This is a genomic window from Fructilactobacillus sp. X2R1C1 (assembly GCF_059901435.1).
The window spans coordinates 35,903-60,990 of the sequence record NZ_JBWXUV010000002.1 but is presented as its reverse complement, the minus strand read 5'-3'; the positions used below and the strand labels follow the sequence as shown (position 1 = coordinate 60,990).

General features: G+C 36.8%; 26 protein-coding genes. 3 read left to right on the top strand and 23 right to left on the bottom strand.

What is annotated here, in order from left to right; genetic code table 11:
• Positions 1-6: 6 nt before the first annotated feature.
• The 13 genes from holA to AC6UDG_RS03185 all read right to left on the bottom strand — a co-directional run bounded on the left by holA (position 7) and on the right by AC6UDG_RS03185 (position 12,177).
• Positions 7-1,041 (bottom strand): DNA polymerase III subunit delta, encoded by a 1,035-nt coding sequence (gene holA / locus AC6UDG_RS03245; RefSeq protein WP_500706388.1) that lies wholly within the window; start codon positions 1,039-1,041, stop codon positions 7-9.
• Positions 1,038-3,077: a DNA internalization-related competence protein ComEC/Rec2 gene (locus AC6UDG_RS03240; protein WP_500706387.1), complete on the bottom strand. Its 2,040-nt coding sequence runs from the start codon at positions 3,075-3,077 to the stop codon at positions 1,038-1,040. Before AC6UDG_RS03240 ends, holA begins: the two co-directional genes overlap by 4 nt.
• A gap of 218 nt (positions 3,078-3,295) precedes the next feature.
• On the bottom strand, positions 3,296-3,781 hold the full coding sequence (locus AC6UDG_RS03235) for a ComE operon protein 2 (RefSeq protein WP_500706385.1): 486 nt from the start codon (positions 3,779-3,781) through the stop codon (positions 3,296-3,298).
• Between the two features lie 65 nt (positions 3,782-3,846).
• Complete coding sequence (locus AC6UDG_RS03230; RefSeq protein ID WP_500706384.1) at positions 3,847-4,530, bottom strand: helix-hairpin-helix domain-containing protein; 684 nt, start codon at positions 4,528-4,530, stop codon at positions 3,847-3,849.
• Between the two features lie 42 nt (positions 4,531-4,572).
• Positions 4,573-5,628 carry a SepM family pheromone-processing serine protease gene (locus AC6UDG_RS03225; protein WP_500693900.1) on the bottom strand — a complete coding sequence of 352 codons (1,056 nt, stop codon included), beginning with the start codon at positions 5,626-5,628 and terminating at the stop codon, positions 4,573-4,575.
• On the bottom strand, positions 5,625-6,104 hold the full coding sequence (coaD, locus tag AC6UDG_RS03220; protein ID WP_500706383.1) for a pantetheine-phosphate adenylyltransferase: 480 nt from the start codon (positions 6,102-6,104) through the stop codon (positions 5,625-5,627). Before coaD ends, AC6UDG_RS03225 begins: the two co-directional genes overlap by 4 nt.
• 11 nt (positions 6,105-6,115) lie before the next feature.
• Positions 6,116-6,670 (bottom strand): 16S rRNA (guanine(966)-N(2))-methyltransferase RsmD, encoded by a 555-nt coding sequence (gene rsmD / locus AC6UDG_RS03215; RefSeq protein ID WP_500706382.1) that lies wholly within the window; start codon positions 6,668-6,670, stop codon positions 6,116-6,118.
• A gap of 9 nt (positions 6,671-6,679) precedes the next feature.
• Entirely contained in the window at positions 6,680-6,943 is a 264-nt protein-coding gene (locus AC6UDG_RS03210; RefSeq protein ID WP_500696605.1) for a YlbG family protein, read from the bottom strand.
• Positions 6,944-6,952: 9 nt separating this feature from the next.
• Positions 6,953-8,125, bottom strand: coding sequence for an FtsW/RodA/SpoVE family cell cycle protein (locus AC6UDG_RS03205; RefSeq protein WP_500706381.1), 1,173 nt, complete (start codon positions 8,123-8,125; stop codon positions 6,953-6,955).
• A gap of 113 nt (positions 8,126-8,238) precedes the next feature.
• Positions 8,239-10,074 (bottom strand): translational GTPase TypA, encoded by a 1,836-nt coding sequence (gene typA / locus AC6UDG_RS03200; protein WP_500706380.1) that lies wholly within the window; start codon positions 10,072-10,074, stop codon positions 8,239-8,241.
• A gap of 99 nt (positions 10,075-10,173) precedes the next feature.
• The gene (locus AC6UDG_RS03195) at positions 10,174-10,968 is read right to left on the bottom strand and encodes an inositol monophosphatase family protein (RefSeq protein WP_500706379.1); all 795 of its coding nucleotides are present in this window, start codon (positions 10,966-10,968) and stop codon (positions 10,174-10,176) included.
• Complete coding sequence (locus tag AC6UDG_RS03190; RefSeq protein WP_500706378.1) at positions 10,965-11,261, bottom strand: UPF0223 family protein; 297 nt, start codon at positions 11,259-11,261, stop codon at positions 10,965-10,967. The genes AC6UDG_RS03195 and AC6UDG_RS03190 overlap by 4 nt, the downstream gene beginning before the upstream one ends.
• A complete protein-coding gene (locus AC6UDG_RS03185) occupies positions 11,245-12,177 on the bottom strand; it encodes a Rossmann-fold NAD(P)-binding domain-containing protein (RefSeq protein WP_500706377.1) in 933 nt (310 codons plus the stop codon). Before AC6UDG_RS03185 ends, AC6UDG_RS03190 begins: the two co-directional genes overlap by 17 nt.
• A 187-nt stretch (positions 12,178-12,364) precedes the next feature.
• Here AC6UDG_RS03185 and def point away from each other — a divergent pair, with 187 nt between their 5' ends.
• Positions 12,365-12,925, top strand: coding sequence for a peptide deformylase (gene def / locus AC6UDG_RS03180; RefSeq protein ID WP_500693908.1), 561 nt, complete (start codon positions 12,365-12,367; stop codon positions 12,923-12,925).
• 25 nt (positions 12,926-12,950) lie between these two features.
• On the opposite strand, the gene AC6UDG_RS03175 is transcribed toward def, so the two are convergent.
• Positions 12,951-13,445 carry a hypothetical protein gene (locus AC6UDG_RS03175; RefSeq protein WP_500693909.1) on the bottom strand — a complete coding sequence of 165 codons (495 nt, stop codon included), beginning with the start codon at positions 13,443-13,445 and terminating at the stop codon, positions 12,951-12,953.
• 184 nt (positions 13,446-13,629) lie between these two features.
• Here AC6UDG_RS03175 and AC6UDG_RS03170 point away from each other — a divergent pair, with 184 nt between their 5' ends.
• Together AC6UDG_RS03170 and rnjA are read left to right on the top strand one after the other, a co-directional pair.
• Positions 13,630-13,845 carry a DNA-directed RNA polymerase subunit epsilon gene (locus AC6UDG_RS03170; protein ID WP_500693910.1) on the top strand — a complete coding sequence of 72 codons (216 nt, stop codon included), beginning with the start codon at positions 13,630-13,632 and terminating at the stop codon, positions 13,843-13,845.
• A 2-nt stretch (positions 13,846-13,847) separates the two neighbouring features.
• Positions 13,848-15,527, top strand: a complete 1,680-nt coding sequence (rnjA, locus tag AC6UDG_RS03165) for a ribonuclease J1 (RefSeq protein ID WP_500693911.1) — start codon at positions 13,848-13,850, stop codon at positions 15,525-15,527.
• A 108-nt stretch (positions 15,528-15,635) separates the two neighbouring features.
• On the opposite strand, the gene AC6UDG_RS03160 is transcribed toward rnjA, so the two are convergent.
• From AC6UDG_RS03160 to AC6UDG_RS03120, 9 genes are all read right to left on the bottom strand, one after another.
• Complete coding sequence (locus AC6UDG_RS03160) at positions 15,636-16,631, bottom strand: aldo/keto reductase (protein ID WP_500693912.1); 996 nt, start codon at positions 16,629-16,631, stop codon at positions 15,636-15,638.
• Between the two features lie 21 nt (positions 16,632-16,652).
• Positions 16,653-17,612 (bottom strand): ribose-phosphate diphosphokinase, encoded by a 960-nt coding sequence (locus AC6UDG_RS03155; RefSeq protein ID WP_500706376.1) that lies wholly within the window; start codon positions 17,610-17,612, stop codon positions 16,653-16,655.
• A 54-nt stretch (positions 17,613-17,666) separates the two neighbouring features.
• A complete protein-coding gene (gene recD2 / locus AC6UDG_RS03150) occupies positions 17,667-20,123 on the bottom strand; it encodes an SF1B family DNA helicase RecD2 (protein ID WP_500706375.1) in 2,457 nt (818 codons plus the stop codon).
• A gap of 10 nt (positions 20,124-20,133) precedes the next feature.
• Positions 20,134-20,865, bottom strand: a complete 732-nt coding sequence (locus AC6UDG_RS03145) for a tetratricopeptide repeat protein (RefSeq protein ID WP_500706374.1) — start codon at positions 20,863-20,865, stop codon at positions 20,134-20,136.
• A 13-nt stretch (positions 20,866-20,878) separates the two neighbouring features.
• Entirely contained in the window at positions 20,879-21,535 is a 657-nt protein-coding gene (locus tag AC6UDG_RS03140) for a histidine phosphatase family protein (protein WP_500706373.1), read from the bottom strand.
• 99 nt (positions 21,536-21,634) lie between these two features.
• On the bottom strand, positions 21,635-22,759 hold the full coding sequence (gene mnmA, locus AC6UDG_RS03135; protein ID WP_500693917.1) for a tRNA 2-thiouridine(34) synthase MnmA: 1,125 nt from the start codon (positions 22,757-22,759) through the stop codon (positions 21,635-21,637).
• Between the two features lie 108 nt (positions 22,760-22,867).
• Positions 22,868-23,212 (bottom strand): hypothetical protein, encoded by a 345-nt coding sequence (locus AC6UDG_RS03130; RefSeq protein ID WP_500706372.1) that lies wholly within the window; start codon positions 23,210-23,212, stop codon positions 22,868-22,870.
• Positions 23,212-24,369: a cysteine desulfurase family protein gene (locus AC6UDG_RS03125; protein ID WP_500706371.1), complete on the bottom strand. Its 1,158-nt coding sequence runs from the start codon at positions 24,367-24,369 to the stop codon at positions 23,212-23,214. The genes AC6UDG_RS03130 and AC6UDG_RS03125 overlap by 1 nt, the downstream gene beginning before the upstream one ends.
• Positions 24,362-25,084: a 5'-methylthioadenosine/adenosylhomocysteine nucleosidase gene (locus tag AC6UDG_RS03120; protein ID WP_500693920.1), complete on the bottom strand. Its 723-nt coding sequence runs from the start codon at positions 25,082-25,084 to the stop codon at positions 24,362-24,364. The genes AC6UDG_RS03125 and AC6UDG_RS03120 overlap by 8 nt, the downstream gene beginning before the upstream one ends.
• Positions 25,085-25,088: the final 4 nt, after the last annotated feature.

Genomic DNA, 25,088 nt, shown 5'->3' with positions numbered 1-25,088 from the left:
ATCCGATTAATCGGATTCTTTTTTTATACTCTGATTTAGTTTAACGGCAAACATTTCAAACAACAATTCTGGATCAATACTCGTACTTTTCAGTTGCTCTTCAATTTCTACCAAACTAATATATGCATCTCGTAGATATTCTCTAGGATACTTGCGATTGTTCCTGATTGCTAATTTTACTCGATACGGATGGACCCGTAAAGAACTTGCTAAATTCCCCTGACTATAGCCAAAATAATCTAAAATTTTAACTTGCAGTAATAATCTGAACTGACTAACTAAAATTGCATTGATTTGAATTGGCTCATGCTTCTGAGAAATTAAATCATGATAAAACTCGATTGCTTGCGTTGTTTTACCACTCATTAAATAATTAATTAAATCAAAAACGTTTTGATCCATCGATTTTGATACTAACGAATCGACTGCATCAAGCGTTATTTTTTTATCATTGATTTTGTATAAAAAGATTTTATCTAATTCATTCATAACACTAGCCAAATTACCCGACGTTCGAGAAAGAAGTTCTTCAAGTGCATTTCGATCGATCGAATATCCACTGTTCTTAATCTTACTTTGCACTAACTGCTTAATTTCCCTTTCAGAAAACCGATTTAAGTCGATTACTTCCGCACGTTTTAAAAGCTCCTTACTAACCTTTTTTCTAGCATCTAACTTTTGATATGGAGCAAAAAAAGCCAAAGTTGTTTCATCAGGAGCATTCTTCAAATAATTTATGAGTTCTTCTGAATGATGAACGGTTTTGCTTTTATTTTTTTCACCGGTTAAAAAATACGGATTCTTAATGAAGACTAGTCGTTTTTTCCCAAAAAAAGGAATTGACATCGCATCATTTAGTGCAACGGAAAGCGATGTTTCTTCCATATCATAAGTAGTAAAATTCATTGTCCGTTCATCATTTGGGATCAGAGACTTTAGTTTCTTTTGAATTATATCGATCCAATAATCATCATTTCCAAGGATTAAATAAATTGATTTAGGATCACTATCAATCTGATTAACTTGTTCTACGACACTCAACGACGTGCCACCTTCCACTTTGTTTCAAATTTTCCAATTTTGTTATTATTTTTGAACTTATATCTAATCATACCATTCTTTTTGGTACTGATAATTGCAACATGTTGTTGGTTCATTGTATCAATAGTTTCCTGATTTGGATGATTATAACGATTATGACGACCCGCAGATATCAGAGCAACTTTAGGGTTAATTGCCCTGATAAATCTAGGATCGGATGAAGTCCTACTTCCGTGATGACCTAGCTTGATCACATCAACTCGCAAATCAGGATATTTTTGGATAATCTTAAGTTCTTCCTCTCTGTTCAAATCACCCATAAAAATCCACTTCAAACCGCCAATTTTACCAAAAAGTACCATGGAATCTTGATTTTCACCAGACCCACTTTTCATCGGATGAACAACTTGAAATGGGGAATTTTTAATTCGATTTCCAGTCTTGGCATCAAGCAACTGAAACTGTCCTTGATACGGTCTAATTCGCCTTAAAAAGCTTTGATTATTAGTCATCCCCCACGGAACATAAACCCGATCAACCTTCATTTTACTTAAGAAGGCCGGCAAATCACCAACATGATCAGCATCTTGATGACTTAAACAAACATTATCAAGTTTTGAAATCCCAATGCTTTTTAAATATTGGATTGAAGTATCATTGGCTTGATAAATTTTGGCCCGCTTCTGTTTGCCAAAGAAATTAGGCTTTCCGCCAGTGTCAATCAACGTAATCGAACGATTAAATGGCTCTCTAACAAGAAAACTATCCCCTTGACCAACATCAAATGCATCAACTTCTCCATTCATTGGAAAATGAATCATCACAAAACCAATGCTAAAAAATAACACTAAAAGAATCATTCGCTTCATAGTTACTTTTTCAATGAGTAGTAAAGAAATTATTACCATTAATAAAACGATCCATACGTTTAGTTTCCCGATCACCAAATTTCCTGGAAGCCTTGAAAGAAAATTTAAAAGCTGGTCAAATGTCTTTAAGGTTGTATCAATTAATGAAACAATCAAATCAAATTTTAAAAATGACAGCAAATATCCAATTAACACAATTGGAAATATAAAGGTTGAAAAGAAAGGGACAAATAGCAGATTGGCAAATAAAGATAATGCATGCCATTCATACATATGGTACAAAATAATTGGCACGCTAATTAAGTTAAGTAGGATAGTTTGTTTTAAAAACCCACAGTTTTTCGTCAGGATTAACCCAAGTGATAATAAATATGAAAGCTGACATCCAAACTGAAAAATAAACAATGGATTAATCAGCAAGTTGATCATCACCGCACTGGACCAGATATCTAAGGGAGATATGTCAAGATACACTTTATCTAGACCCAAGCGTTCTTCGGCCATTATAATTGCCCGAAGTAAACTAGCTCCTGCACCAGCAATTACAAAGTAAAATGGAAGAAAAATGATTAAGAATGAATTAACCTGCTCCCTTCTCAATCGCAAAGTCGTCATAATCCACGTAATCAAACCAATTAAATAATAAACGTGCATCCCCGAAATTGTGAATAAGTGGATGAGACCCAAGCGTTGGACCCCGGTCAGTTCTTCTCTAAAATCACTACTCCGACTTCCATAAATGATACCCAAAACGTACATCCGTAGATGTTTAGGTAATTGATCACACGTTTTAATCATTTGAAACCTTAAGTCGTGAACCCGATTACCTAAACCTTGATTGCTACAAATCTGACGGTATTTAATTTGATCACATTTAATTTCACTCACAATTCCCTTAGCGCGATTAAAACTCTTGGAGTCAAATTGAGCAAAATTGGGTGGTGAATCAATCAAACTAAGTTGGCCATCAATAATAAATTCGCTGGTGTGATTAAGATGAAGCAAAGCATCTTTTTCACTCTTATTTTTTACAAACCCATAAATTAATACCCGCTGTTTTAGCCGGGGAATTTCTACAACTCCACTATACGTATCTCCATGAAGCTGTAATTCATCTGGATGGACCTTAGCTATCCAAGTCGAAGTCGTTTCTGTCTTAGGTATCACCCTAGCTTGTCGGTTAATGTGATTTTGCCAAATTCCAAAAAATATCAGTGGAATTAGCAGTGAGATGACACTTTTTGAAAAGAAACGGGGAATTCTTAAAAGAAAGATACGAATCAACCATAAAATTAATAAAACAATTCCAATTACGTGATTTCCAAAAAATGCGAATGCACCAAGCACCCACAAAATGGATGTAAAAACCAAAAAATTCTTTTTAATTATTTATCGACGGATAAGAATGATTCAAACGGTAGAATATTAACATCATTTTGATTAACATCAACTTTTTCTAAAGAGACATGTTTCATGTCCAATAACTTTTTAGCATACTCACTGTTATGATAATTTCTTAAATACTTGATTTTAATGATCCCGGCCTGAAGTAACATCTTTGTACACTGCAAACAAGGTACATCAGTGACGTATAACTCAGCATTATCAGTTGACTCACCAAACTTAGCACATTGTAGAATGGCATTCATCTCGGCGTGGATTGTTCTTTGACAATGACCATCTACTAAATAACACCCTTCGTCAATACAATGGACATCTCCTGATACTGAACCGTTATATCCACAAGCAATTACTCGCTTATTTCGCACCAATACCGCACCGACAGATCGTCGATTGCATGTACTTCTGGACGCAACTAACATCGCTTGCAACATGAAATATTGGTCCCACGGAATCCTTTTCTTTTTCATAACTGTCATCACCTTCACTAGAATAGTTAAATCTAGTATACCAATATTTATCTATCACAGTTGCTTCAAACAGTAATCGAACTTTTCAAATTTGCAACGGTCTTATCACCAAATCCAGGAACGTTTTTCAAGTCCTCAGGCTTTTTAAATGGGCCACTTTGTTTCCGATAAGCAATTATTTTATCAGCCTTCTTATCACCAATCCCATTTAGCTGTTGAAGTTTAGCTTTATCTGCTTCATTAATATTAACCTTTCCGCTATCAGAACCCTTATCACTTCCAGCCGAATTGCCTGATGAATCACTAGCAACTTGATTGGTCTTTGGTAATCCATTAATTTCTCCACGAATTGGGACATAAACAACCTGTTGATCAGACAATTTTTGCGCCAAATTAATGTGTTTAGCATCCGCTGAACGATTAAAACCACCTGCTAATTCAACTGCATCAGAAACACGCATGTTTTTACCAACCTGATAAACTCCTGGTTTATTAACTGCTCCCTTTACATCAACATACACTTGTTGGTGATCATCATTCCCATTGCCTGCCGAATTCTCTGCGGTTGATTTAGTAACGTTTTTTCTGCGATTTGCTTTGGCTGTTGTTTGCAAATTAGTCCGTGGTGCTTGCTCGCTACTATTTTGAGATGCAAAAACACAATATCCCAGCAGTCCTACCACAATAATTATCAATCCTCCAATAATTCTGTACTTGTATTCCTCAATAAATTCATATAACTTATCCATCTTTCTCTCCTTTCACATTTAAATACGAAAAAAACACAGCTTTTAGCTGTGTTTTTGATTTAAATAATTCAAAGCGTCATCAAAAGATGTGACCGGAACAATTTTCATTTTAGGGGCATACCTTTTGGCAGTTGCTTTAGCCACTTGGTAATTAGTCTTATGACCTTGCTCCATTCTCAAAATTGGCTCAGTCGGTTTAACGTATGGACAAAAGAAAACCTGTGCGCCACTCTTATTAGCAGCAATTATTTTCTTATCCACTCCACCAATTTCGCCCACTTGACCATTGGCGGCAATCGTCCCAGTTCCTGCAATTCGTTTGTAATCGTAATTCGTATGTTTTAATTCACTATATACTTGCAGGGCAAACATCAGACCACCAGAGGGTCCACCAATTTTTCCTGGGTTAATATTGGCCTTAGGATCAGTTTTAACACTCATATCATCAATCATTCCGATTCCAATCCCATAAAACCCCTTGACCAGTTGTTTCTTTGTGCCGATCGCCTGTTTATCTTTTCCATTCCGTTTAAAAGTAATTTTAAGTTGCGCATGCTTGGGTAAACTTTGAATGTACTTTACATATTCGGGACCCTTATATAATTTTTTTCCATTTATTGATTCAACCAAATCACCAGGCTTCAATTTATTAGCGAAATCGGATTGCGGATAAACGTTTAATACATACACACCATGATAACTTTGCTTAATTTTACCATGAGCTTTGTGGTAGCCAACATAAATTGCATTATTGATAGCCGTCTTCATATAAATATCTTGTACGTTATCATACTCTTGATTACTTTGATTTCCCATCACATCTGACGTTTTCTCAATTGAAACATGGGGATTCACTTTTGAATACAAGTAAGTGATTGGTCTAGCCTGCGACATTGAAACTGCAGTGATCATAAACTTATTCTTCTTATTTGGTTTAATTCCTTGAATTTTAACCATTGGTTGAATGTTAACGGCTTCACCAGGCGCTTCAATCAAAGCATTAAGCGGCCAAAAAAGGAACCACAATATAAAAATAATGATCCCTAGGAAAATCAAAAAATATCGGTTATGTTTAATCCATTTCCAGATTGTCTTCACTGATTTCTCTTCTCCTTTAATGCCTCACACACAACGTTAGGAACAAATTTTGATACATCTCCACCAAAATGATTAATCTCTTTAACCATTGAAGACGAAATCAATTCATAATCATGGTTGGCAAACAACAACACGGTCTCAATTTGCGAATCCAACATTTGGTTTAAACTAGCAATTTCCTGTTCGTTTTCAAAGTCTTTAGTATCCCGAATCCCTCGGATCAGGATATTGGCATGTTCTGCTTTTAAGAAATCAACCGTTAAATTAGAATAGACCTTAACAGTAACGTTTGAATAGCCAGCCACACACGTTTCAACCATTTCTTTCCGTTCTTTAGGGGTAAACAACCCCACTTTACTCGAATTGTCGCCAATGGCAACGACAACTTCGTCAAATAGTTGCGTTGCTCGCTTAATAATATTCAAATGTCCATTGGTAATGGGGTCAAAGCTACCCGGATAAATGGCTTTTCTCATAATTTTTCCCTTTACTTTAAAATTTGATAGATAGATATTACCGTTAAACCATAATCTTTTTGTTTAATGAGGCGATAGTTTTTAACATCATCAGACATATCAGTTTGATTGTCAGTCTCACAGATTACCATCCCATTATGACTTAACAAACCACTATTGCTAATTTCTTCTAGTTGTTTAACCATCTGTTGCTTTTTATATGGGGGATCCAAGAAAATATAGTCAAAGAAATGACCTTCTTCTTTCAATTTAACCAGTGCTGATTCGGCATTCATTTTCCACACAGAAAAATCAGCAGCATTCGGATCAATCGCAACGTTCTGTTTAATAGTTTTATACGCAGCATACTGTTTATCAATTAAAACGGCATGATCCATTCCCCTAGAAATGGCCTCAAGGGAGACGGCTCCTGATCCGGCATATAAATCCAGAAAATTACCGCCATCAAAGTATGGTCCGATCATGTTAAATAACGCTTCTCGCACTTTGTCGGTTGTTGGGCGCGTCCGATTCCCAGGGACTGGTTTAATTTTACGTCCTCCAAATTTTCCTGAAATTATTCTCATTTTTGTTTCCTACTCTTCAACGTTATTTTCAGCATTAATCTCACCAAAGGCAAGTGCCAAGTCAACGGTTGGAGATACCCCAACCTTTTTAACAAACCTAAGTTTACTAATTTCTTGGATAGTCGTATCTAAATCAGAACTATCAACAAAAATAATAACATAATGCATCTTTTTCGATACAAATCGAATATCACCAAATCTCTTTAGGTTTTTAATTTGACGAATCGAGTATGTTGAAACAATCAATTCCGTTCGGTCAGTTAATTTGGCCATGATTTCACCTTACTTCACTTTTTTATTACTACGTTCTCTTTTTTCCACTCTACTAATATAAAGGACTAGTCCAAGACAAATGGAAAGTGCCATTATACTTGAACCCCCGTAACTGATAAATGGAAGTGCAACTCCAGTTAAAGGAATCATACCGACCGCACCACCAGCATTAAATAAGGTCTGAATAAAAATGTAAGCTGCAGTTCCATAACAAATCGTACTATAAAAGGTATCGTTAGTTCGACTACCAACTGCGATGATTCTTAAAACAAGATACAACAAGAGTCCCAAAACAACTAAAATACCAACGATCCCGAGTTCCTCACCAATAACTGCAATTATAAAATCAGTATTTGGCTCTGACAAGTAACCCATCTTTTGAATACCGTTACCAATCCCGACACCAAACCAACCACCGTTACTAATTGCATAATAAGAATTCACCAATTGATGCCCGGTAGTCTGAATGTACTTAAAGGGGTCGGAAAAACTAATTAATCGTTGAAACTGGTAACTATGAAGATGATCTAAAATTCCATCAAAGGGTTTAATCCAAATCCTAAAACCTAAAATAAAGATGCCAATTACAACAATCCAAATTCTTGAAGCCTTAAAGTTACTTCCGGCTGCCAGAATCATCATTAAAATAATGAATAAGTTAATTGCAAAACCACCGGTATCAGGTTGGAAGAAAATTAAAACGAGCATGATAATTGGAAGTAGGCTTGGCTTAGCAACAGTTCTAAACTCTTTAAATAACCCAACGTTCTTAAAGAATGGTCTTTCGTGTGCTAAAACATTTGCGTAATACAAGATGAATAACGGCTTACAAAATTCAGCCGGTTGAATACTAACTGGTCCAATTCTGATCCATCCGGCTGCCCCATTCGTACTAGTACCAAAAAACTTCAAAAACACTAAAACAACGGCCATAAAAACCATTGCTAACACATAGAACTTTAAGTTACCCTCAAGCAATTTACTTCTTAGCCTTGAAAAAAACAACAGAACAATAAAACCAACAAACACAAATATCGATTGCAGAATCAGATAACGAAACGCCATATTAGTATGAGCGCTTAGCCCTTCACTAGATGAAAAGACCATGACAATTCCAATCAAACTCAGTAATAGGTACGGTACCATAATGTACCAGTCTAGCTGTTTTAAGTATTTAATCATATTAATCTCCAACTGAATATGTAAAATCCATGAATTAATACCTCTCATTATACTAGTATCACCAAATAAAAAAAGACTATTTAGCAATGGTTAAATAGTCTTAATTATTTTAATTAATTGTGACGACGCCTCTTAGCTGCCTTTTCACGTTCATTAGTATTTAAAATTCTCTTTCTCAATCTGATATGATCCGGAGTAACCTCACAAAGTTCATCCTCATTTAAGAATTCAAGTGATTCTTCAAGGGTCATATGAACTGGTTCCTTAACCTTCGCAATATCTTCGGATCCAGCCGCACGAACGTTGGTCTGATTACGACCACGGGTAATATTAACCGAAATGTCATTATCTCGTGCGTTTTCACCAACAATCATACCTTCATAAACATCGGTACCAGGATCAGTGAAAATCTTACCACGGTCTTGGACAGCCATGATGGCATAAGTAGTCACTTTACCGGAATTAATTGAAACCAAGGTCCCATTACGACGACCAGGATTCCAATTTTTGATAGCTGGAAGGTATTGACTGAATGAATGGTTCATAATTCCGTATCCACGAGTCAATGACAAGAATTGGGTGCTGTATCCAATTAACCCACGTGATGGAACTAAGAAAGTCATTCGAACCTGACCATTTCCAACGTTTTCCATGTTTTTCATCTCACCCTTACGTTGTGACAAGGTATCAATGATTGAACCAGAATATTCTTCTGGGGTATCAATTTGAACGGATTCAAATGGCTCACACTTAACTCCGTCAACATCCTTATAAATAACTTCAGGACGAGAAACTTGAAGTTCATAACCCTCACGACGCAAGGTTTCAATCAAGATTGAAAGATGAAGTTCCCCACGTCCAGAAACAACCCAAGCACCTGGATCATCAGTGTCTTCAACTCGAAGAGAAACATCCGTATGAAGTTCCTTCTTCAGACGATCGCCAAGTTGACGAGCAGTCAGATACTTCCCGTCTTGACCTACAAATGGTGAAGTGTTGGTTCCAAAAGTCATCCGAAGGGTTGGTTCGTCAATTCTCAAAACAGGAAGTGGTTCCTGCTTATCAGGGCTAACAACGGTTTCACCAACGTTAATGTCTTCCATTCCAGAGACAGCAATTAAATCTCCGGCCTTAGCCTCATTGATTTCAACTTTTTGAAGACCAATGAATCCCATCAATTTAGTAACACGAAACTTCTGAGTGCTCCCATCAAGTTTCATGAGAACAACATTATCCCCAACCTTGATCTTACCTCTGAAGACACGACCAATACCAATTCGACCAACGAAATCGTTATAATCAAGCATTGCAACTTGGAATTGTAATGGATCGTCTGAATTATCGATTGGTGAAGGGATGTTTTTGATAATGGTATCAAAAACCGGCTTCATAGTGTGTTCCTGCTTTGAAACGTCAGGATCATAACTTGAAGTTCCGTTCATAGCAGAGGCATAAACCACTGGGAATTCCAGTTGTTCTTCATCAGCACCTAATTCAATGAATAAATCAAGAACTTCATCAACAACTGCTTCAGGTCTTGCACCAGGCTTATCAACTTTGTTGATTACAACGATTGGAGTCAAATGTTGTTCCAAAGCCTTCTTTAAAACAAAACGGGTCTGTGGCATTGTTCCTTCGGCTGCATCAACAACTAAAAGGACACCATCAACCATTCGCATGATACGCTCAACTTCTCCACCAAAGTCGGCATGTCCTGGAGTATCCAAAATGTTAATTTGTTTGTCGCCATATTTAACGGCAGTATTTTTTGACAGAATGGTAATTCCACGCTCACGTTCAATCGCGTTAGAATCTAACGCACGATCTTGAATCTCAGTGTGATCATTCAATGTGTCAGATTGCTTTAATAATTCATTAACCAAGGTCGTCTTACCATGATCGACATGGGCAATGATGGCAATGTTTCTAATATCGTCTCTTGTTTTCAAAAATGTTTCCTCCTCAAAAAAGCAATTCAAAAATTTGCAATTTGATAAGTTAATAACCCAACTTCGATAAAAAAGCTGTGAGTCCATCACAGCTTTTGATTAACGCTTCGTCGAAATTTTCAGAATATCTTTTTGCGCCTTTTTTGTCGCTAACAAAACTGTGTTTGATGATAGCATATTTATGGGCTTGCCGTCAATAGTAGAAACGGTCATCCCAAGCGTTTCAGCAAGAACACGACCAGCAGCAATATCCCAAGGCCTTAAATGCGAAATATAACCGATTGTCTCCCCGCAAAGAGCAGCAACGATTTCGATCCCAGCACTACCATAAATTCGATAACCAGAACTAGCCTCTGCAATTTCTTGCATATGATAAACATCCCTAATAACAAGCGGACCACTCATTCCAATCAACCCATCTTCAAGAGAACCGTTAACTGGAGGATTCATTGTCTCAGAATTAACATAGATACCAATATCAGGGCCACCATGATACAACTTGTTATTTATAACATCATAAATGAACCCGAGGGTTGGTACGCCATCGACATAATAGGCAATCATCATTGCGAAGTGATTACGTTGCTTTACAAAATTCATCGTTCCATCGATTGGATCTACAATCCAAACCCGTCCGTTTAAATTGTCAATTTTGTCACCTAAGCCCTCTTCACCGAGAACTTTACTGTCAGGTTTAAGTGCTTTTAGCTGTTTTACAAAAAACTTTTCGTTGTCTTTATCAATGTTTGTAACTAAATCTTTCCTTCCAGTTTTTTCATCTACGTCTAAATGACCATTTAATCTTTCCATGACAAACGCCCGTGCGGTTTTTAAGACTTGGCAAACATCTTGATCAATTTTATTTAAATCATCTACTGTTGTGATGGAAATCATTCCTTTCGCTTAATGGTCTTTAAATCCGAGTTTTCTTTTGCTAATTTAATAACATGGTACACATCTAAACCAGACTGCTTTTCAAAATCTCTTTGTAAATTATTTTGTTCGACTCTTGCCGGATTAATCTCACAGAAGCGTCGATAACTATCCATTAGCTTCTTTCGATTAACTCCCTTATTATTATAAGCCATTTCAATATTTTCAAAGAAATGACAAACATCAATTAATTCTTTTCGACTCCAATCATCAACAATGGGATAAGAATAACTATCATTAGTTTTTCGAGGCATTTTTTCCTCCATTAATCACGGCTGCAATAATATTATTGGCCCATTCAACGTCTGAGTTTAACTTTTTTTGTTCGTCCTCTGAAAGCTGAAGTCGAATCGATTGAGCTGCTCCATTTCGATTAATTAGTTTGGGGCTAACATCCAGCTTTAGCTCATCTTTTTCTTTATCAACATTTACAACTGAACAAATTAACGACTGGCCTTCATACATCGAAAAAAGTAGTCGGACAATAGCTTTACTTTGAATCATTTCATTAATAACAACCCCCTGATCATCAATCACTTCCTGAACTTGAGTAATGATGTCACTACTATAGTTGTTACTATCATCAGCCAGGTATGAAAGCAAGGTTGCAGGACCAATGTAAACCCTACTCCACGCGACTAAATTATTAGTATTTAATCCTAAGACATTGACATTAATATCATCAGCACTAACGTCAAAATTCCTCTGGAGCTCATTCTTCAGTAGCATTTCTTGGGGAAGAGTTCCAACGCCAATGATATTTTGATTATCAAGTCCAGAAAAACTTGCTGCAAAATACGTAAAAACTTCATCATGTGGGGCATCAATAACTATTTTACCGCGAAATCCATTTGAGACACAGTCATTGATTAAATTCCTTAGTTTATCAATTTCCGGTCTCAAGTCTTCTGCAATTTGAGTAGCATCCGTCAACTTGGGATTATAGAAATCAATGTTTGGCAAATACAATAATGCATCGAAATTATTTAATTCTGGCTTACTTGCAATCTGGATTGACAAGTTATGACACATCTTACTAGAAAAGACGGTTGATCGAACTTGTTCACTATCGTCTACTTGGATGGTAACGGGAAAGTCTAAAACAATTAAAGCGTTCAAAAGTGATAAGATCCTGGTTATGCTTCCTTTAATTAATATTTTTGGTTGCATTCCAATTCCTCCATTCTTTGTTTTTAAAGAATTTATTAATTTTTTGCTTGTTAATAAAATACCATTTCAAATTTCTTTTTGCACATAAGAGTAAATTAAAATACTGAAATACCATGAAATTAACTGGTTTTGCGATTTATGATAAAATAACTGGTAGAAGCTGACATGAATTAGGAGGTAAAACGTTATGTACTTAATGAAAGACATAACTCGAGAGGGAAATCCTGTGTTACGGGAACAAAGTCAACCCGTTAAATTTCCACTTAGCGATGAAGATCGTAAATTAGGCGAAAAAATGATGAATTACTTGGAAGTTAGTCAGGATCCTGAACAATGTAAAAAGTACCATTTGCGAGCAGGAGTTGGTTTGGCAGCTCCACAAGTTGGACAATCCAAATCAATGGCTGCTGTTTTAACCCCACCAGAAGGCGAAGACCAAAAATCGCCCTTCAAGGCAATTATGATAAATCCAGTTATTATCTCAAACTCCGTTCAACGTGGTGCATTAACTGAAGGTGAAGGATGCTTATCGGTCGATCGTGATGTCCCTGGTTTTGTTCCGAGGGCAGACCGTGTTACGATTAAATATCAAGATTTGAGCGGTAAAGTTCATCAAGTCAGGTTAAAACACTACCCAGCCATCATTGCTCAACATGAAATTGATCATCTTCACGGAACTCTGTTTTACGATCATATCGACAAAGATGATCCATTTTCCAAAACCGAAGATGAAGTATTTTTTGATTAATATTGTTTTTTTGTGGGAGACGTTACTACGTCTCCCTTTCTTTTTCATTTAACTTATCCAAATCACTTAAATATTCATGAGTTGCAGGATTAATAACATTGGCTACATCAAAAACCATTACGCTTTTGTTCAACCAACAGTCAGTCACAATCAACGTTTTTTTATGATTGGAATCAATAAAACCATCTGAAATGGCATATTCAGATAGTTTTTGATTAAAAAGGTCCCGTAAGAGATCCGCATCATCATAGCCCTCTTTTACAACGCAACGATATTCAAAAACCATCACTCCCCTACCCCAGAAATCAGACAGTACTTGTGACCCAACGTAACTTTGCACAATTTCACGTTTGTCTTCAACCTCAAAGTATTTGACCACTTTATAGATTTCGCCATCAACGCTATGCTTCATTTTTAACTGATACCTTTTGGTCGGTAAAGTGACAAAAAAATAGTGCAAACAGTTATAAATTAAAAAAGCAACGACAATTGCAACGACCAATTCTAAAAATATTTTCACTGTTCTTCTCCCATTATTGATTATTAGGTAAATTTATAGATCAATTCTAACATGAAACATGTTTGTCGATTCACATGATTCTATACTTATTTACCATAATATGCTAAAATATGATTAATTGTTGCGTTCCTGCAACCTAATGTACGAAAAATAACATTAAATCAACAAAAAAGGAGTAATTATATTGATTTACAAGGTTTTATATCAAGATGAAAATAATTCTAACCCTAAACGTGAAGCAACTAAAACGATTTACTTAGAAGCTAAAACCGTTGCTGACGTTAGAACTAAACTTGAACAACACACAAAGTACAACATTGAATTCATTGAACCGCTCGAAGGGAAGCACCTTGAATTTGAAAAAAATGATCCCGGTTTTAAAATTACGGAGTTTAACTAGTTATGAAGAAATTAAACATCAAAAATAACGAAACTGCTATTTATGGTGTTGGTGGACTCGGAGAAATTGGTAAGAATACTTATGGTGTACAATTCCAGGATGAAATCATCTTAATTGATGCTGGAATCAAGTTCCCAGAAGATGATCAATTGGGAATTGACTATGTCATCCCAGATTATCAGTACTTAATTGATAATAAGGACAAAATTAAGGCACTTGTAATCACCCATGGTCATGAAGATCATATCGGTGGTGTGCCCTTTCTTTTAAAGGTTCTCAACGTTCCAATTTACGCTGGCCCGCTAGCATTAGCATTAATCAAAAACAAATTGGAAGAGCACGGCTTGTTAAAACAGGCTGAACTTCACGAGATTAATGATAAGTCAGTTTTGAAATTCAAAAAGACGAGTGTTTCTTTTTTTAGAACCACTCATTCGATACCAGATACAATGGGAGTCGCTGTTCATACGCCTGACGGTGTCATTGTGGAAACGGGAGATTATAAGTTCGATCTCACGCCTGTCACTAATCAGCCGCCTGATTTACAAGCCATGGCCAAACTGGGTGAGGAAGGTGTACTCTGTTTGATGGCTGACAGTACCAATGCCGAAAAGCCGGTTTGGACTAAGTCAGAAAAATGGGTTGGAAAATCCGTTCGTCATATTTTTGACGAAGTCAAGGGCCGTATTATTTTTGCTACCTTTGCTTCCAACCTCTCAAGAATTAAAACGGCTATTGATACGGCACTAGCTCATGATCGTAAAATTGCTGTATTTGGTAGAAGTATGGAAGCAGCCATTGTCAATGGTAGAAAACTTGGTTATCTAGACGTTCCCGACAGTGCTTTCGTCGATGCTCAAGAGTTAAAGCACTTACCGGCAGATAAGGTTATGATCCTGTGTACCGGCTCTCAAGGTGAACCAATGGCTGCTTTGGCTCGAATTGCTAACGGAACTCACCGACAAATTTCGATTCAACCAGGTGATACGGTTGTCTTTTCAAGTAACCCAATTCCAGGTAACACATTAAGTGTCAACCGGGTCATTAATGAGCTTGAAGAAGACGGCGCTAAAGTCATCCACGGTAAGATTAATAACATTCATACTTCTGGACACGGTGGCCAAGAAGAAGAAAAACTAATGCTTCGTTTAATGAAGCCAAAGTTCTTTGTTCCGATCCATGGTGAATACCGAATGTTAAAGATCCACACTAAACTTGCGCAAGAATGTGGGGTCCCTGCCGACCATTGTTTTATCCTAAAAAATGGCGAAGTACTTGCTTTAACAAAAGATAGTGCTCGTGTTGCTGGATACTTCAATGCTGGTGATGTTTATATTGATGGTAATGGCGTTGGAAATATTGGAGACAAAGTCCTAAGAGATCGTCAACTTCTTTCAGAAGAAGGTTTAGTAGTGGTGGTTGCTACCATCAACTTAAAGAACCAGGAAATCCAATCTGGTCCTGACCTTCTCTCACGTGGATTCGTTTATATGCGCGAATCAGGTGAATTACTTGATGAAGGACGAAAGTTAGTCTTTAGAACCATCCGTCGTGCCATGAAGAATAAAAATGCAGACGAAAAATCAATTAGTAAAGCAATTGTCAATGATTTATCAAACTTCTTATATGAAAAAACACAAAGAAGTCCCCTAATCTTGCCAATGCTAATCATGAACAATTAACAATAAGGGCTGAATCCAATTGTTTGGATTCAGCCCTTATTTTAGTCTCATATATTATTATTAGTCTTAATAACAAAAAGGTACGCTTAGTAAGCATACCTTTTTTAATTATTTATACTTAACGATTTTGTCAATTTCATCTAATTCATCTTGAGTAAAGTCAAGATTATCTAATGCTTTCAGGTTATCATCTAAATGATCGACTTTTGACGCACCAGTGACCACACTGGCAATCGTTGGATCGTGTAATAGCCATGCTAATGACATTTGGGCAAGTGTCTGGTCACGATTCTGTGCAATATCGTTTAATTTATTTAGTTTATTAACAGCACTTTCATCACCATTAGCCAAAATAAACTTGTTAGTCTTATGCAATTTAATGTTACTTGGAATCCCCTTTAGATACTTACTAGTCAAAAGGCCCTCTGCCAAAGGACCGTAAGCAATAAAGCCATCATGATTATCTGCTAAGGTCTTAAGGGTCCCATCATCTTCCGGCTCTCGATTAAGCATATTATATGAACTCTGGTTAACTACAAACGGAGTCTTCAGTTCCTTAAATAATTTAATCATTTCAGCAGTCTGATGGCCATCATAATTAGAAATTCCAATGTAAAGTGCTTTACCTGCACGAACTAATCCATCAAGGGCTTCAGCAGTCTCTTCTAATCGAGTATTAGGATCAAATCGATGGGTATAATAAATATCCACATAATCAAGTCCCATTCTTTGAAGACTTTGATCTAGCGCAGTAACGAGGGTCTTCTTTGAAGAATAGTTACCATAAACACCTGGCCACATATGAAATCCAGCTTTAGTGGTGATAATTAATTCATCACGGTAAGGCTTTAAATCGCGTCGATAAACTTGGCCAAACATTCTTTCAGCAGCACCTGAACCGGGCCCATAGTTATTAGCTAAATCAAAGCTAAAGATTCCCTTGTTGAAAGCATGGAGCATTACCTTTTCACTATCTTTAAAATTAGCATCGTCACCGAAGCTGTGCCACATTCCAAATGATAATGCGGGTAACTGCAGTCCCGTTGTTCCTGCACGTCTTACTTTCATATTATCGTAACGATCATCTTTTGCTCTAAATACCATTAGAATCCCTCCAAATTTATATTACTTAAACAATTTACTTGTTGATTGTTCGTTCTCAATTAATTTTAAGGCATCACCAATCAGCTTGCCAACTGAAACGATCACCATTTTATCAATTCTCTTATTCTGTGGAACGACAATTGAATCGGAAACGATCACCTGTTTAATGGCTGGATCGGAAAGGTTTTGTCTCGCTTCTTCAGTAAGAACAGGATGAGTAGCAACTACATAAACTGCTTTTGCTCCCGCATTCATAATCGCTTGAGCAGTGATTTTCATCTTCTCACCCGTCACAATCATATCATCAACAACAATTGCCTTTTTACCCTTTACATCACCAATAATCGTACTAGGAACCTGACTTAGATCCTCAGGATTTCGATTATCAACAATTGCAATCGGAAGGTTCAAGTAGCCAGCCATTCCTCGTGCCTTGGCGACACTATTATAATCGGGTGAAACCACAACGGCGTCATTACTAATATCATGTTCTTTTAGGTAATTACCCATTAACTCAAGTGACCGTAAGTGATCAACTGGGATATCAAAAAATCCCTGAATTTGTGCCGCATGCAAATCAAGAGTAATCACTCGATCTACCGCACTAGATTCAAGAAAGGTAGCAATTAATTTTGCAGTAATTGGTTCTCTGGAACGCGCCTTTCGGTCAGATCTTGAATATCCATAGTACGGGATTACCACGTTAATAGCATGGGGACTAGTTCTTCGAACCGCATCAATCATAATCATCAGTTCCATCAAATTATCATTAACAGGATCAGAAAGCGATTGAACGATGTACACATCATCTCCACGAATACTTTCATCAATTGAAATTTGAATTTCACCATCACTAAAATGATTAATGGTTGCTTTACCAAGGTCCATTCCACTATATTCAGAAATCTTTTCTGCTAACGGATGATTCGAATTCAACGCAAATATCTTTGCCGACTTTTTTTCTTTTTTTGTTTTCACCATCAAGTTTCCCCTCATAACCAACTAATTACTACCTACATTATAATCGAATTTAATTCATTTATCATTATTAAAATTTTGAGGGGTAATTCCCTGCATCCCAATCATGGGATCAATTGTATTTTCAATAATCTGATCCTCCGATAAAATAAAATCTGAGGGAGTTTTCTTTTTAAAAGTCGGTCTACCCTTTTTTGAATTTCCAATTACCTTTGGAGTAAACTCTTCGTCAATCACGTATTGTAACCGTTGCTTCAAAGTCGTTTTCCGATTAACCGATTCATTTTCAATACATTCTTCAAATGAATTTGGATCTCCAATCATAATCAACATTTTCGAAGCTCTAGTAACTGCAGTATACAATAAATTCCTTTTAAGCATCCTCTTATACTGAGGAACAATCGGTAAGATAACCATTTCGAACTCACTACCCTGAGCTTTATGAATCGAGGTACAGTAGGCAAGTGTTAACTGATTCCAGTCATTTCGAGTATAGGTAACCTCATTTTGATCAAACGCAATGACCAGTTTATCTAGATAATGCTTATTATCGCTATTAACTTCAATTCCAACGACTTTACCAATATCACCGTTAAAAATGTTATTCTCAGGGACATTTACAAGTTGAAGAACCTTATCGCCAATTCGATAAGTGGTTCCCCTAAAGTCAACTTCTTTCTGAGAGTCAGCCGTTTTAGGATTCATAATGTTTTGAATCTCAACGTTTAAACGATCAATCCCTGCAGTTCCACGATACATTGGAGCCAGTACTTGTACATCCGTAGAACTAAATCCTTTCGTTTTGGCCTTATTAACAATCTGCTTAATTACCGAATCAACTTGTTGGGTATTACAATTAATAAAGCTACGATCCCTTTGGTTTTTTAAAAGTGTTTTGGGCATCTCACCATTCTTGATATCATGGGCTAATTCTACAATGGTTGATCCGTCATTTTGACGATGAATTTGGTTTAATTCCACGCTAGGAATTGTGTGAGAACGGAGTAAATCATAAAAAACCTGACCGGGACCAACCGACGGTAACTGATCTTTATCACCAACAAAGATCACCTTCATACCGTTTGGAACCGCCTGGCATAAAATTTTAAATAAGTCTGTATCCACCATCGACATTTCATCAACGATTAACAAACCACCCTCCAAATCATTGGCAGCTTCTTCATCGCCATGACCAGTAAGACCTAGCAAGCGATGAATGGTACTGGCAGGAATTTTAGTTGACTCACTCATTTTCTTGGCAGCTCGCCCAGTAGGAGCTGCTAATAATACTGGATATGCTTGTTCTTTATAGTCATTAATATCTAAAGATAAATCATTAGCTTTGGCAAACGTTCTAACAATTCCGTTGATAATAGTCGTTTTCCCAGTTCCAGGACCACCAGTAAGCAAAAATGCAGGGTTTATCATTGCTTCATTAATGGCTTTTTTCTGAGAGTCGTCATACTCAATTCCGACCTCACTCTCAACTTTGCCAATTATCTTAGAAAAATCATTAGGTTGATCCTCCGCCTTTTTGCCACCCTGCTCAATTCGCTTGATGTTTTCAGCAATGCGTATCTCGTCATCGTATAGATTTTTTAAATAAATTTTATCTTCATCAACGACAATTTTTTGGTCTTTAGCTAAATCATACAATTCTTCACCTAACTTCTTATCGTCAATACTCTGCGTTCGATCGGTTTCAAGAATTCGAGTGCTTTCTTGCATCAATTCTCTAGTGTCAGAATACGTATTACCACTTTTAATGGATAAAGAGTCAAGAGCTGTCAGTAATCCGGCACGCAACCGTCCTTTATCGTTGTAATCTACTCCAACCTTATTCGCAATTCGATCAGCACGCTTAAAGCTAATTCCAGAAATATCTTCAACGAGTTGGTAAGGATTATTCTTAATGACTTCTAAAGCCTGCTCTTTATACTTTTTAAAGATGGCAGAAGCTAAGCTACTGCCGAAGCCATAACTATTCAGCCCAACGATGGTTTGTTCAACCCCATTATTTTCGTGAATTACTTTTGTAATTACATCCTTTTGCTTCTTGGTTAATCCAACTGAATTTAAAACCGCCGGGTTTTCTAAAACCTTCTCAATTAAATTCGTTCCCAATTTGTTAACAACTTTTTCGGCAGTCTTCGGCCCGATACCAGTAAATTCATCACCTGATAAATAATTAACCAAACCCTTTTTGGAAGTTTGACCAACCCGCTCGTAGTTTTCAGCTTGAAATTGCTTTCCATACTTGGGATGGTCAACCAACTTACCAATAAAACGATAGGTGATATCATCACTAATATCCGCAAAGTTACCAGTGATAACAATTTCATCTTCATGCCAATCTACATTGGTTTCATTAACCTTTACCAGCAAAACTTTGTAGAAACTATCTGAACTTTCAAAAAAAGTTGTCTGAACTTGTCCCTTCACAAATGGTTGCTCGTTTTGAGATGAATTATTCAATTTTTCGTTCGTTTGAAATAAATCCATGGATTCAGACAATTATTTTCTCCTATTTTTTGGAATCATTTGGTTTCGAGTCATCAGGGTGCTCATTTTTTTGTTTATTTAATTTAACGACTTTTTCAATGTCTTTTATCTGACTTTGTTTGGCATCAAAATTTTTCTTATCGTACTTTTCGGCTTTCTTGAAATAATCATCAAATGGTTCACCAATCACCATCGCAATTAATCCCCGATCGAAATTAGCTTTCCCATCATTTGGATTACTTTTTAGAACTCGATCGTAAAAATCGGCTGCTTGATCGAAATCACCAAGTGCCATTAGGCACTCCCCCATCATTCGATTAATTTCAGAATCTTGCTTTGCTAATTCTTGAGCCGTTAATAAAAACACTAAAGCTCTCTTATAGTCCTTTTTCCCCATATAACTTTGAGCCAACATCACGTAAGCGTCTTTTTTTAACTCAGGATCATTCACCTGCTGAAATTGTTGAATGGCTTTTTCATATTCACCAGCAGAATAATATACGTTACCTAAACCATATAACAGCGTGCTTTTTGCTTTTTTATTTGAATCGCCAAATAAACCCAAAGCCTTCATTAATAACTCTTCAGCCTGGGTATAACTTTTAAGCTCAACTAAAAACACACTTAAATCATAGTAAGTTCGGTAGTCCTTGGGGTGATCATCAATATCTTTTACTAACTTATGAAGTGTTTCCCCCGCTTGCTTTTGACGGGGATCTTCCGTTGGTTTATTTTCTCGTCCATTATCTGTCATAGCCTTACTCCTATTACACTAAATCTGATTTTTCAATTTCCCTATCTAAATAACTGGTGTCATTCCAATCCACCAATCGATACGTTTTGCCATGATTACTAGTTTCAATAACGGTAGTACTTGTATTAGCCAATCCACCACGTTTCCGTAAATCTCTCAGAGGGATTCCTAATAATGAATTAATCAAAGCATTTAGAGCTGCTCCATGACTAACAATTAAGATATTATCGTTATTACTATAATTTTGCGTAATTTCATTAATTTTACCTTGCATTCGTTTGATTAATTCAGGGAAATCCTCCCCACCAATCGTTTCAGGACGATATTGATCTGGATGGTTACGAAAGGCATCAAATTCTTCTGGGAATTTCTTTTGCACATCAGTAAATTTCATCCCTTCCATCTTACCGAGATGAAACTCTTCCAAGCGACTGTCCAGTGAAATGGAGACTGGAGATTTTAACCATTTTTGAATATGGAAAGCAGTAATTCGTGCTCTTTTGATAGGGCTTGCATAAATATGTGCAAATTGAACACCAGAAAGAAATTTACCCGCTTGATCCATTTCATGGTAACTTTCGTCAAGAAGCGGTGAATCACCTCCGGCACCTTGATACCTACTTTCAAGATTCCATTCGGTCTTCCCATGTCTCACAAAATAAAGTCTCATTTAAATCCCTCACACACATTGATATAGCTTTATTATGCCAGTTTAGAATTAAATTATCAAAAAAGTCCGACTCAAAACGAGTCGAACTTTGTTTAAATATTATACATATTGTAGTTCATGATCATTTTTAAACGCGGCATCAATCGTAGCGGTTCCTAAACATTCTTGACCGTCATAAAAAACCACTGCCTGTCCGGGAGTAATTGACCGAACTGGTTCATCAAAAGTTACCTTAACATGATTATTATCGTCATCAATATGAACGGTAACCCCAGTATCCTTTTGACGATACCTAAACTTAGCCGTGCAGTGAAAATCATTTCCTCGCGTATTGGAATCAATCCAAGAAAGACCAGAAGCAGTTAAATAATCAGCATATAAATGTTCATTGTCATAACCCTTTCCAACGTACAGAATATTCTTAGAAAGATCCTTACCAACAACAAACCAAGGTCGATTATCATAACCATCTCCACCAATACCGAGACCTTTCCTCTGACCAATTGTATAATACATCAGCCCATTATGATGACCCTTAACTTCACCATCAAAGGTCATCATTTTACCTGGTTTAGCAGGAAGGTATTTGCTAAGAAAATTATTAAAGTTGTTTGGACCAATGAAACAAACTCCCATTGAATCCTTTTTGTCGGCTACCCAAAGGTTAGCTTCTTTAGCAATTTTTCTAACCTCAGGTTTAGTCATTCCACCAACTGGAAACATTACTCGATCCAATTGATCCGCTGAAAGTTGACTTAAAAAGTAAGTTTGATCTTTATTAAGATCTGTGGAACGTAATAAGTGGTTGTGTCCTTCTTTATCACGTTTCAACTGAGCATAATGCCCCATTGCAATATAATCGGCACCAAGATCCATTGCATACTCGAGAAAAGCTTTGTACTTAATCTCAGTATTACAAATTACATCAGGATTAGGAGTACGTCCGCGTTTGTATTCCGCTAAGAAATACTTGAAGACCCGGTCCCAATACTCATGTTCAAAGTTAACAGAATAATATGGGATGCCGATTTCGTTAGCAACATGAGCAACATCCTTGTAGTCTTCAGTAGCGGTACAAACACCATCAGCATCGGTGTCATCCCAGTTCTTCATGAAGACTCCAACCACATCGTATCCCTGTTGTTTTAAGAGGTAGGCGGCAACTGAAGAGTCAACTCCACCACTCATACCAACAACAACACGTGTTTTACTGTTATCTTGCATAACATCACCATCATTCTTTAGATTCTGAAAATCTACGATTTGAAGGTCGCAATTCCAGTATTTACTATCATACTCTACTAACTAACATTCTTGCAACTTTTCACTCTTCTACACTTTTTGAAATACTTTTCTTAAAATCATATTCTGCATAATGAAATTAAACTGATCACGTTCTTCTTGATGATTATCATTAGAAAAGATATCCACATCATTCATTTCATTACCATCAACGACTGCCATCTTAAATTCACTCATATCAGAATTGATTGTAATCTTAAGCTTGATCGCCCTTTTATTGAATGGGAACTCAGGGTCAATGGATTTCTTATAGGAAAAATTGCCACTTTTAGTGGTGTTAAAACCAAGGTCAAGTAAAGTGTATTGTTTGATTTCTGGGTTCAACTCATATTTGTCAGTTCCACCCTTTAACTGGACTACCTTTGAAAATGCCATTACTTCTTGTTTCCCTTCTTCAAGCGATGAACAATCGCCGTAATCTCAGTAACTAATTTTTGAATGTCTTCATCAGTGGTATATGCCCCAAAACTAACTCGAATGGATTCTGAAAGTCTAGGACTATCTTTTCCAAACATTGCAGTTAAGACATGAGAAGGTTCTAAACTACCAGCGGTACATGCTGATCCACCCGACACGGCAATCCCCGCTAAATCTAAATTAGTCTGCATAACATAGGTAGAAATTCCCTTGATCCAAATGTTTAAAACGTGTGGCAGGGTATCACTCATCGATCCGTTTACATCAATGTCAATTCCGTTATTAGTTAATCCATCAACCACTTCGCGCTTAAATCGCATAAAATCTTCTCTTCGTTGCTTTTTCTTTTCACTAGGAAGGTTTCTAACGGCCGTAGCAAATCCTGATATTTGGGGAATATTTTCGGTTCCGGCACGTCGTTTGTCTTCCTGATCGCCACCCATAATATAACTGGTAAAATTAATTCCATTTCGTCGATACAAAAAACCAATCATTTTTGGACCATTTAACTTATGAGCCGATGTAGATAGTAAATCAATATGATCCCTTTTGACATCAATATCAAGTAGACCATAAGCTTGCACAGCATCAGTATGAAACCAAGCCTGATGATCTTTAAGTAGTTCCCCAATTTCATGAATCGGATTCTTACTACCCACTTCATTATTTCCCATCATGATTGAAACCAAAATCGTGTCATCATCAAGCGCATTCTTCAGATCAGTTAAAGAAATATTACCTTGCTTGTCAACCGGTAAATAAGTAACTCTAAATCCATGATCTTCTAAATATTTCATTGGCTTTAAAATTGCTTCATGTTCAATTGCAGTTGTAATAATGTGATTACCAAAACTATTTCGAGCCTCAGCGGTTCTAATTACTGCCGTGTTATCACTTTCGGTTCCACCACTTGTAAATACGATTTCGTTATCGTCCGCATTAATACTTTTAGCAATCACGTGTCGACTATCTTCCAAAATTTCTTTGGATTGTCTTCCAAGTTGATACAAAGTAGAAGCGTTTCCAAAGTTATTTTTAAACTTATCGTACATGTCATCCAACACTTCACTGGAGACTGGTGTGGTTGCGGCGTTATCTAAATAGATCTCACCCAATTAAATCATCCCTCTGAGCTTCTTTAGTATTCTTAAATAAATTTAATAGCATCTGTGCCGAACGTTTTCCGGCGTCAACAACAAACTCATCAAAACTCTGATTAGCGTTTTCATCACCAACATCTGACATCGCTCTAATAACGACGTACGGAATATTAAACTGGTGGGCAACTTGTCCTACTGCAGCGCCTTCCATCTCGGCCGATAAGGCATCTGGAAAGTTTTTCAGAATTTCATCGATCATTTTTTGTCCAGCAATGAATTGATCTCCGGTAACAATCAAACCCTTTTTAGGGTTAATTCCGGTATCTTTTGAAGCATCGGTAATTTTATTAATCCAAGTGTTAGAAGCGTCAAATCGAGCTGGCTGACCGGGTAATTGACCGTATTCATATCCTGCAGCAGTAGCATCAACGTCATGATAAGCAGTTTGAGTGGAGATTACTAAATCACCAACGCTCAGTCCTTCCCCAATGCCAGCTGCTGATCCAGAATGAATGATTACATCAACATCAAAATTCTCAAGTAAAAGGGCCGCTGTAATTCCTGCTTCAACTTTGCCAATCCCAGATTTTACTAAGACAACTTTTTGACCATCGATGGTCCCTTCATAAAACTTGATGCCATTAATATCTTTTTCTCTCTCATTTTTTAATGCTGATTTTAAAGATTTAATTTCTTCATCCATTGCACAAATAATTCCAAATGTTTTCATTTTC

Coding starts and splice junctions, on each gene's coding strand:
- mnmA (WP_500693917.1), bottom strand. CDS start 22,759: ATGCAAGATAACAGTAAAACACGTGTTGTTGTTGGTATGAGTGGTGGA.
- AC6UDG_RS03205 (WP_500706381.1), bottom strand. CDS start 8,125: ATGATTAAATACTTAAAACAGCTAGACTGGTACATTATGGTACCGTAC.
- AC6UDG_RS03235 (WP_500706385.1), bottom strand. CDS start 3,781: ATGAAAAAGAAAAGGATTCCGTGGGACCAATATTTCATGTTGCAAGCG.
- AC6UDG_RS03140 (WP_500706373.1), bottom strand. CDS start 21,535: ATGAGACTTTATTTTGTGAGACATGGGAAGACCGAATGGAATCTTGAA.
- AC6UDG_RS03190 (WP_500706378.1), bottom strand. CDS start 11,261: ATGCCTCGAAAAACTAATGATAGTTATTCTTATCCCATTGTTGATGAT.
- def (WP_500693908.1), top strand. CDS start 12,365: ATGTACTTAATGAAAGACATAACTCGAGAGGGAAATCCTGTGTTACGG.
- AC6UDG_RS03120 (WP_500693920.1), bottom strand. CDS start 25,084: ATGAAAACATTTGGAATTATTTGTGCAATGGATGAAGAAATTAAATCT.
- AC6UDG_RS03155 (WP_500706376.1), bottom strand. CDS start 17,612: ATGGTGAAAACAAAAAAAGAAAAAAAGTCGGCAAAGATATTTGCGTTG.
- AC6UDG_RS03195 (WP_500706379.1), bottom strand. CDS start 10,968: ATGATTTCCATCACAACAGTAGATGATTTAAATAAAATTGATCAAGAT.
- AC6UDG_RS03185 (WP_500706377.1), bottom strand. CDS start 12,177: ATGCAACCAAAAATATTAATTAAAGGAAGCATAACCAGGATCTTATCA.
- AC6UDG_RS03130 (WP_500706372.1), bottom strand. CDS start 23,212: ATGGCATTTTCAAAGGTAGTCCAGTTAAAGGGTGGAACTGACAAATAT.
- coaD (WP_500706383.1), bottom strand. CDS start 6,104: ATGAGAAAAGCCATTTATCCGGGTAGCTTTGACCCCATTACCAATGGA.
- rsmD (WP_500706382.1), bottom strand. CDS start 6,670: ATGAGAATAATTTCAGGAAAATTTGGAGGACGTAAAATTAAACCAGTC.
- rnjA (WP_500693911.1), top strand. CDS start 13,848: ATGAAGAAATTAAACATCAAAAATAACGAAACTGCTATTTATGGTGTT.
- AC6UDG_RS03145 (WP_500706374.1), bottom strand. CDS start 20,865: ATGACAGATAATGGACGAGAAAATAAACCAACGGAAGATCCCCGTCAA.
- AC6UDG_RS03210 (WP_500696605.1), bottom strand. CDS start 6,943: ATGGCCAAATTAACTGACCGAACGGAATTGATTGTTTCAACATACTCG.
- AC6UDG_RS03230 (WP_500706384.1), bottom strand. CDS start 4,530: ATGGATAAGTTATATGAATTTATTGAGGAATACAAGTACAGAATTATT.
- AC6UDG_RS03160 (WP_500693912.1), bottom strand. CDS start 16,631: ATGGTATTTAGAGCAAAAGATGATCGTTACGATAATATGAAAGTAAGA.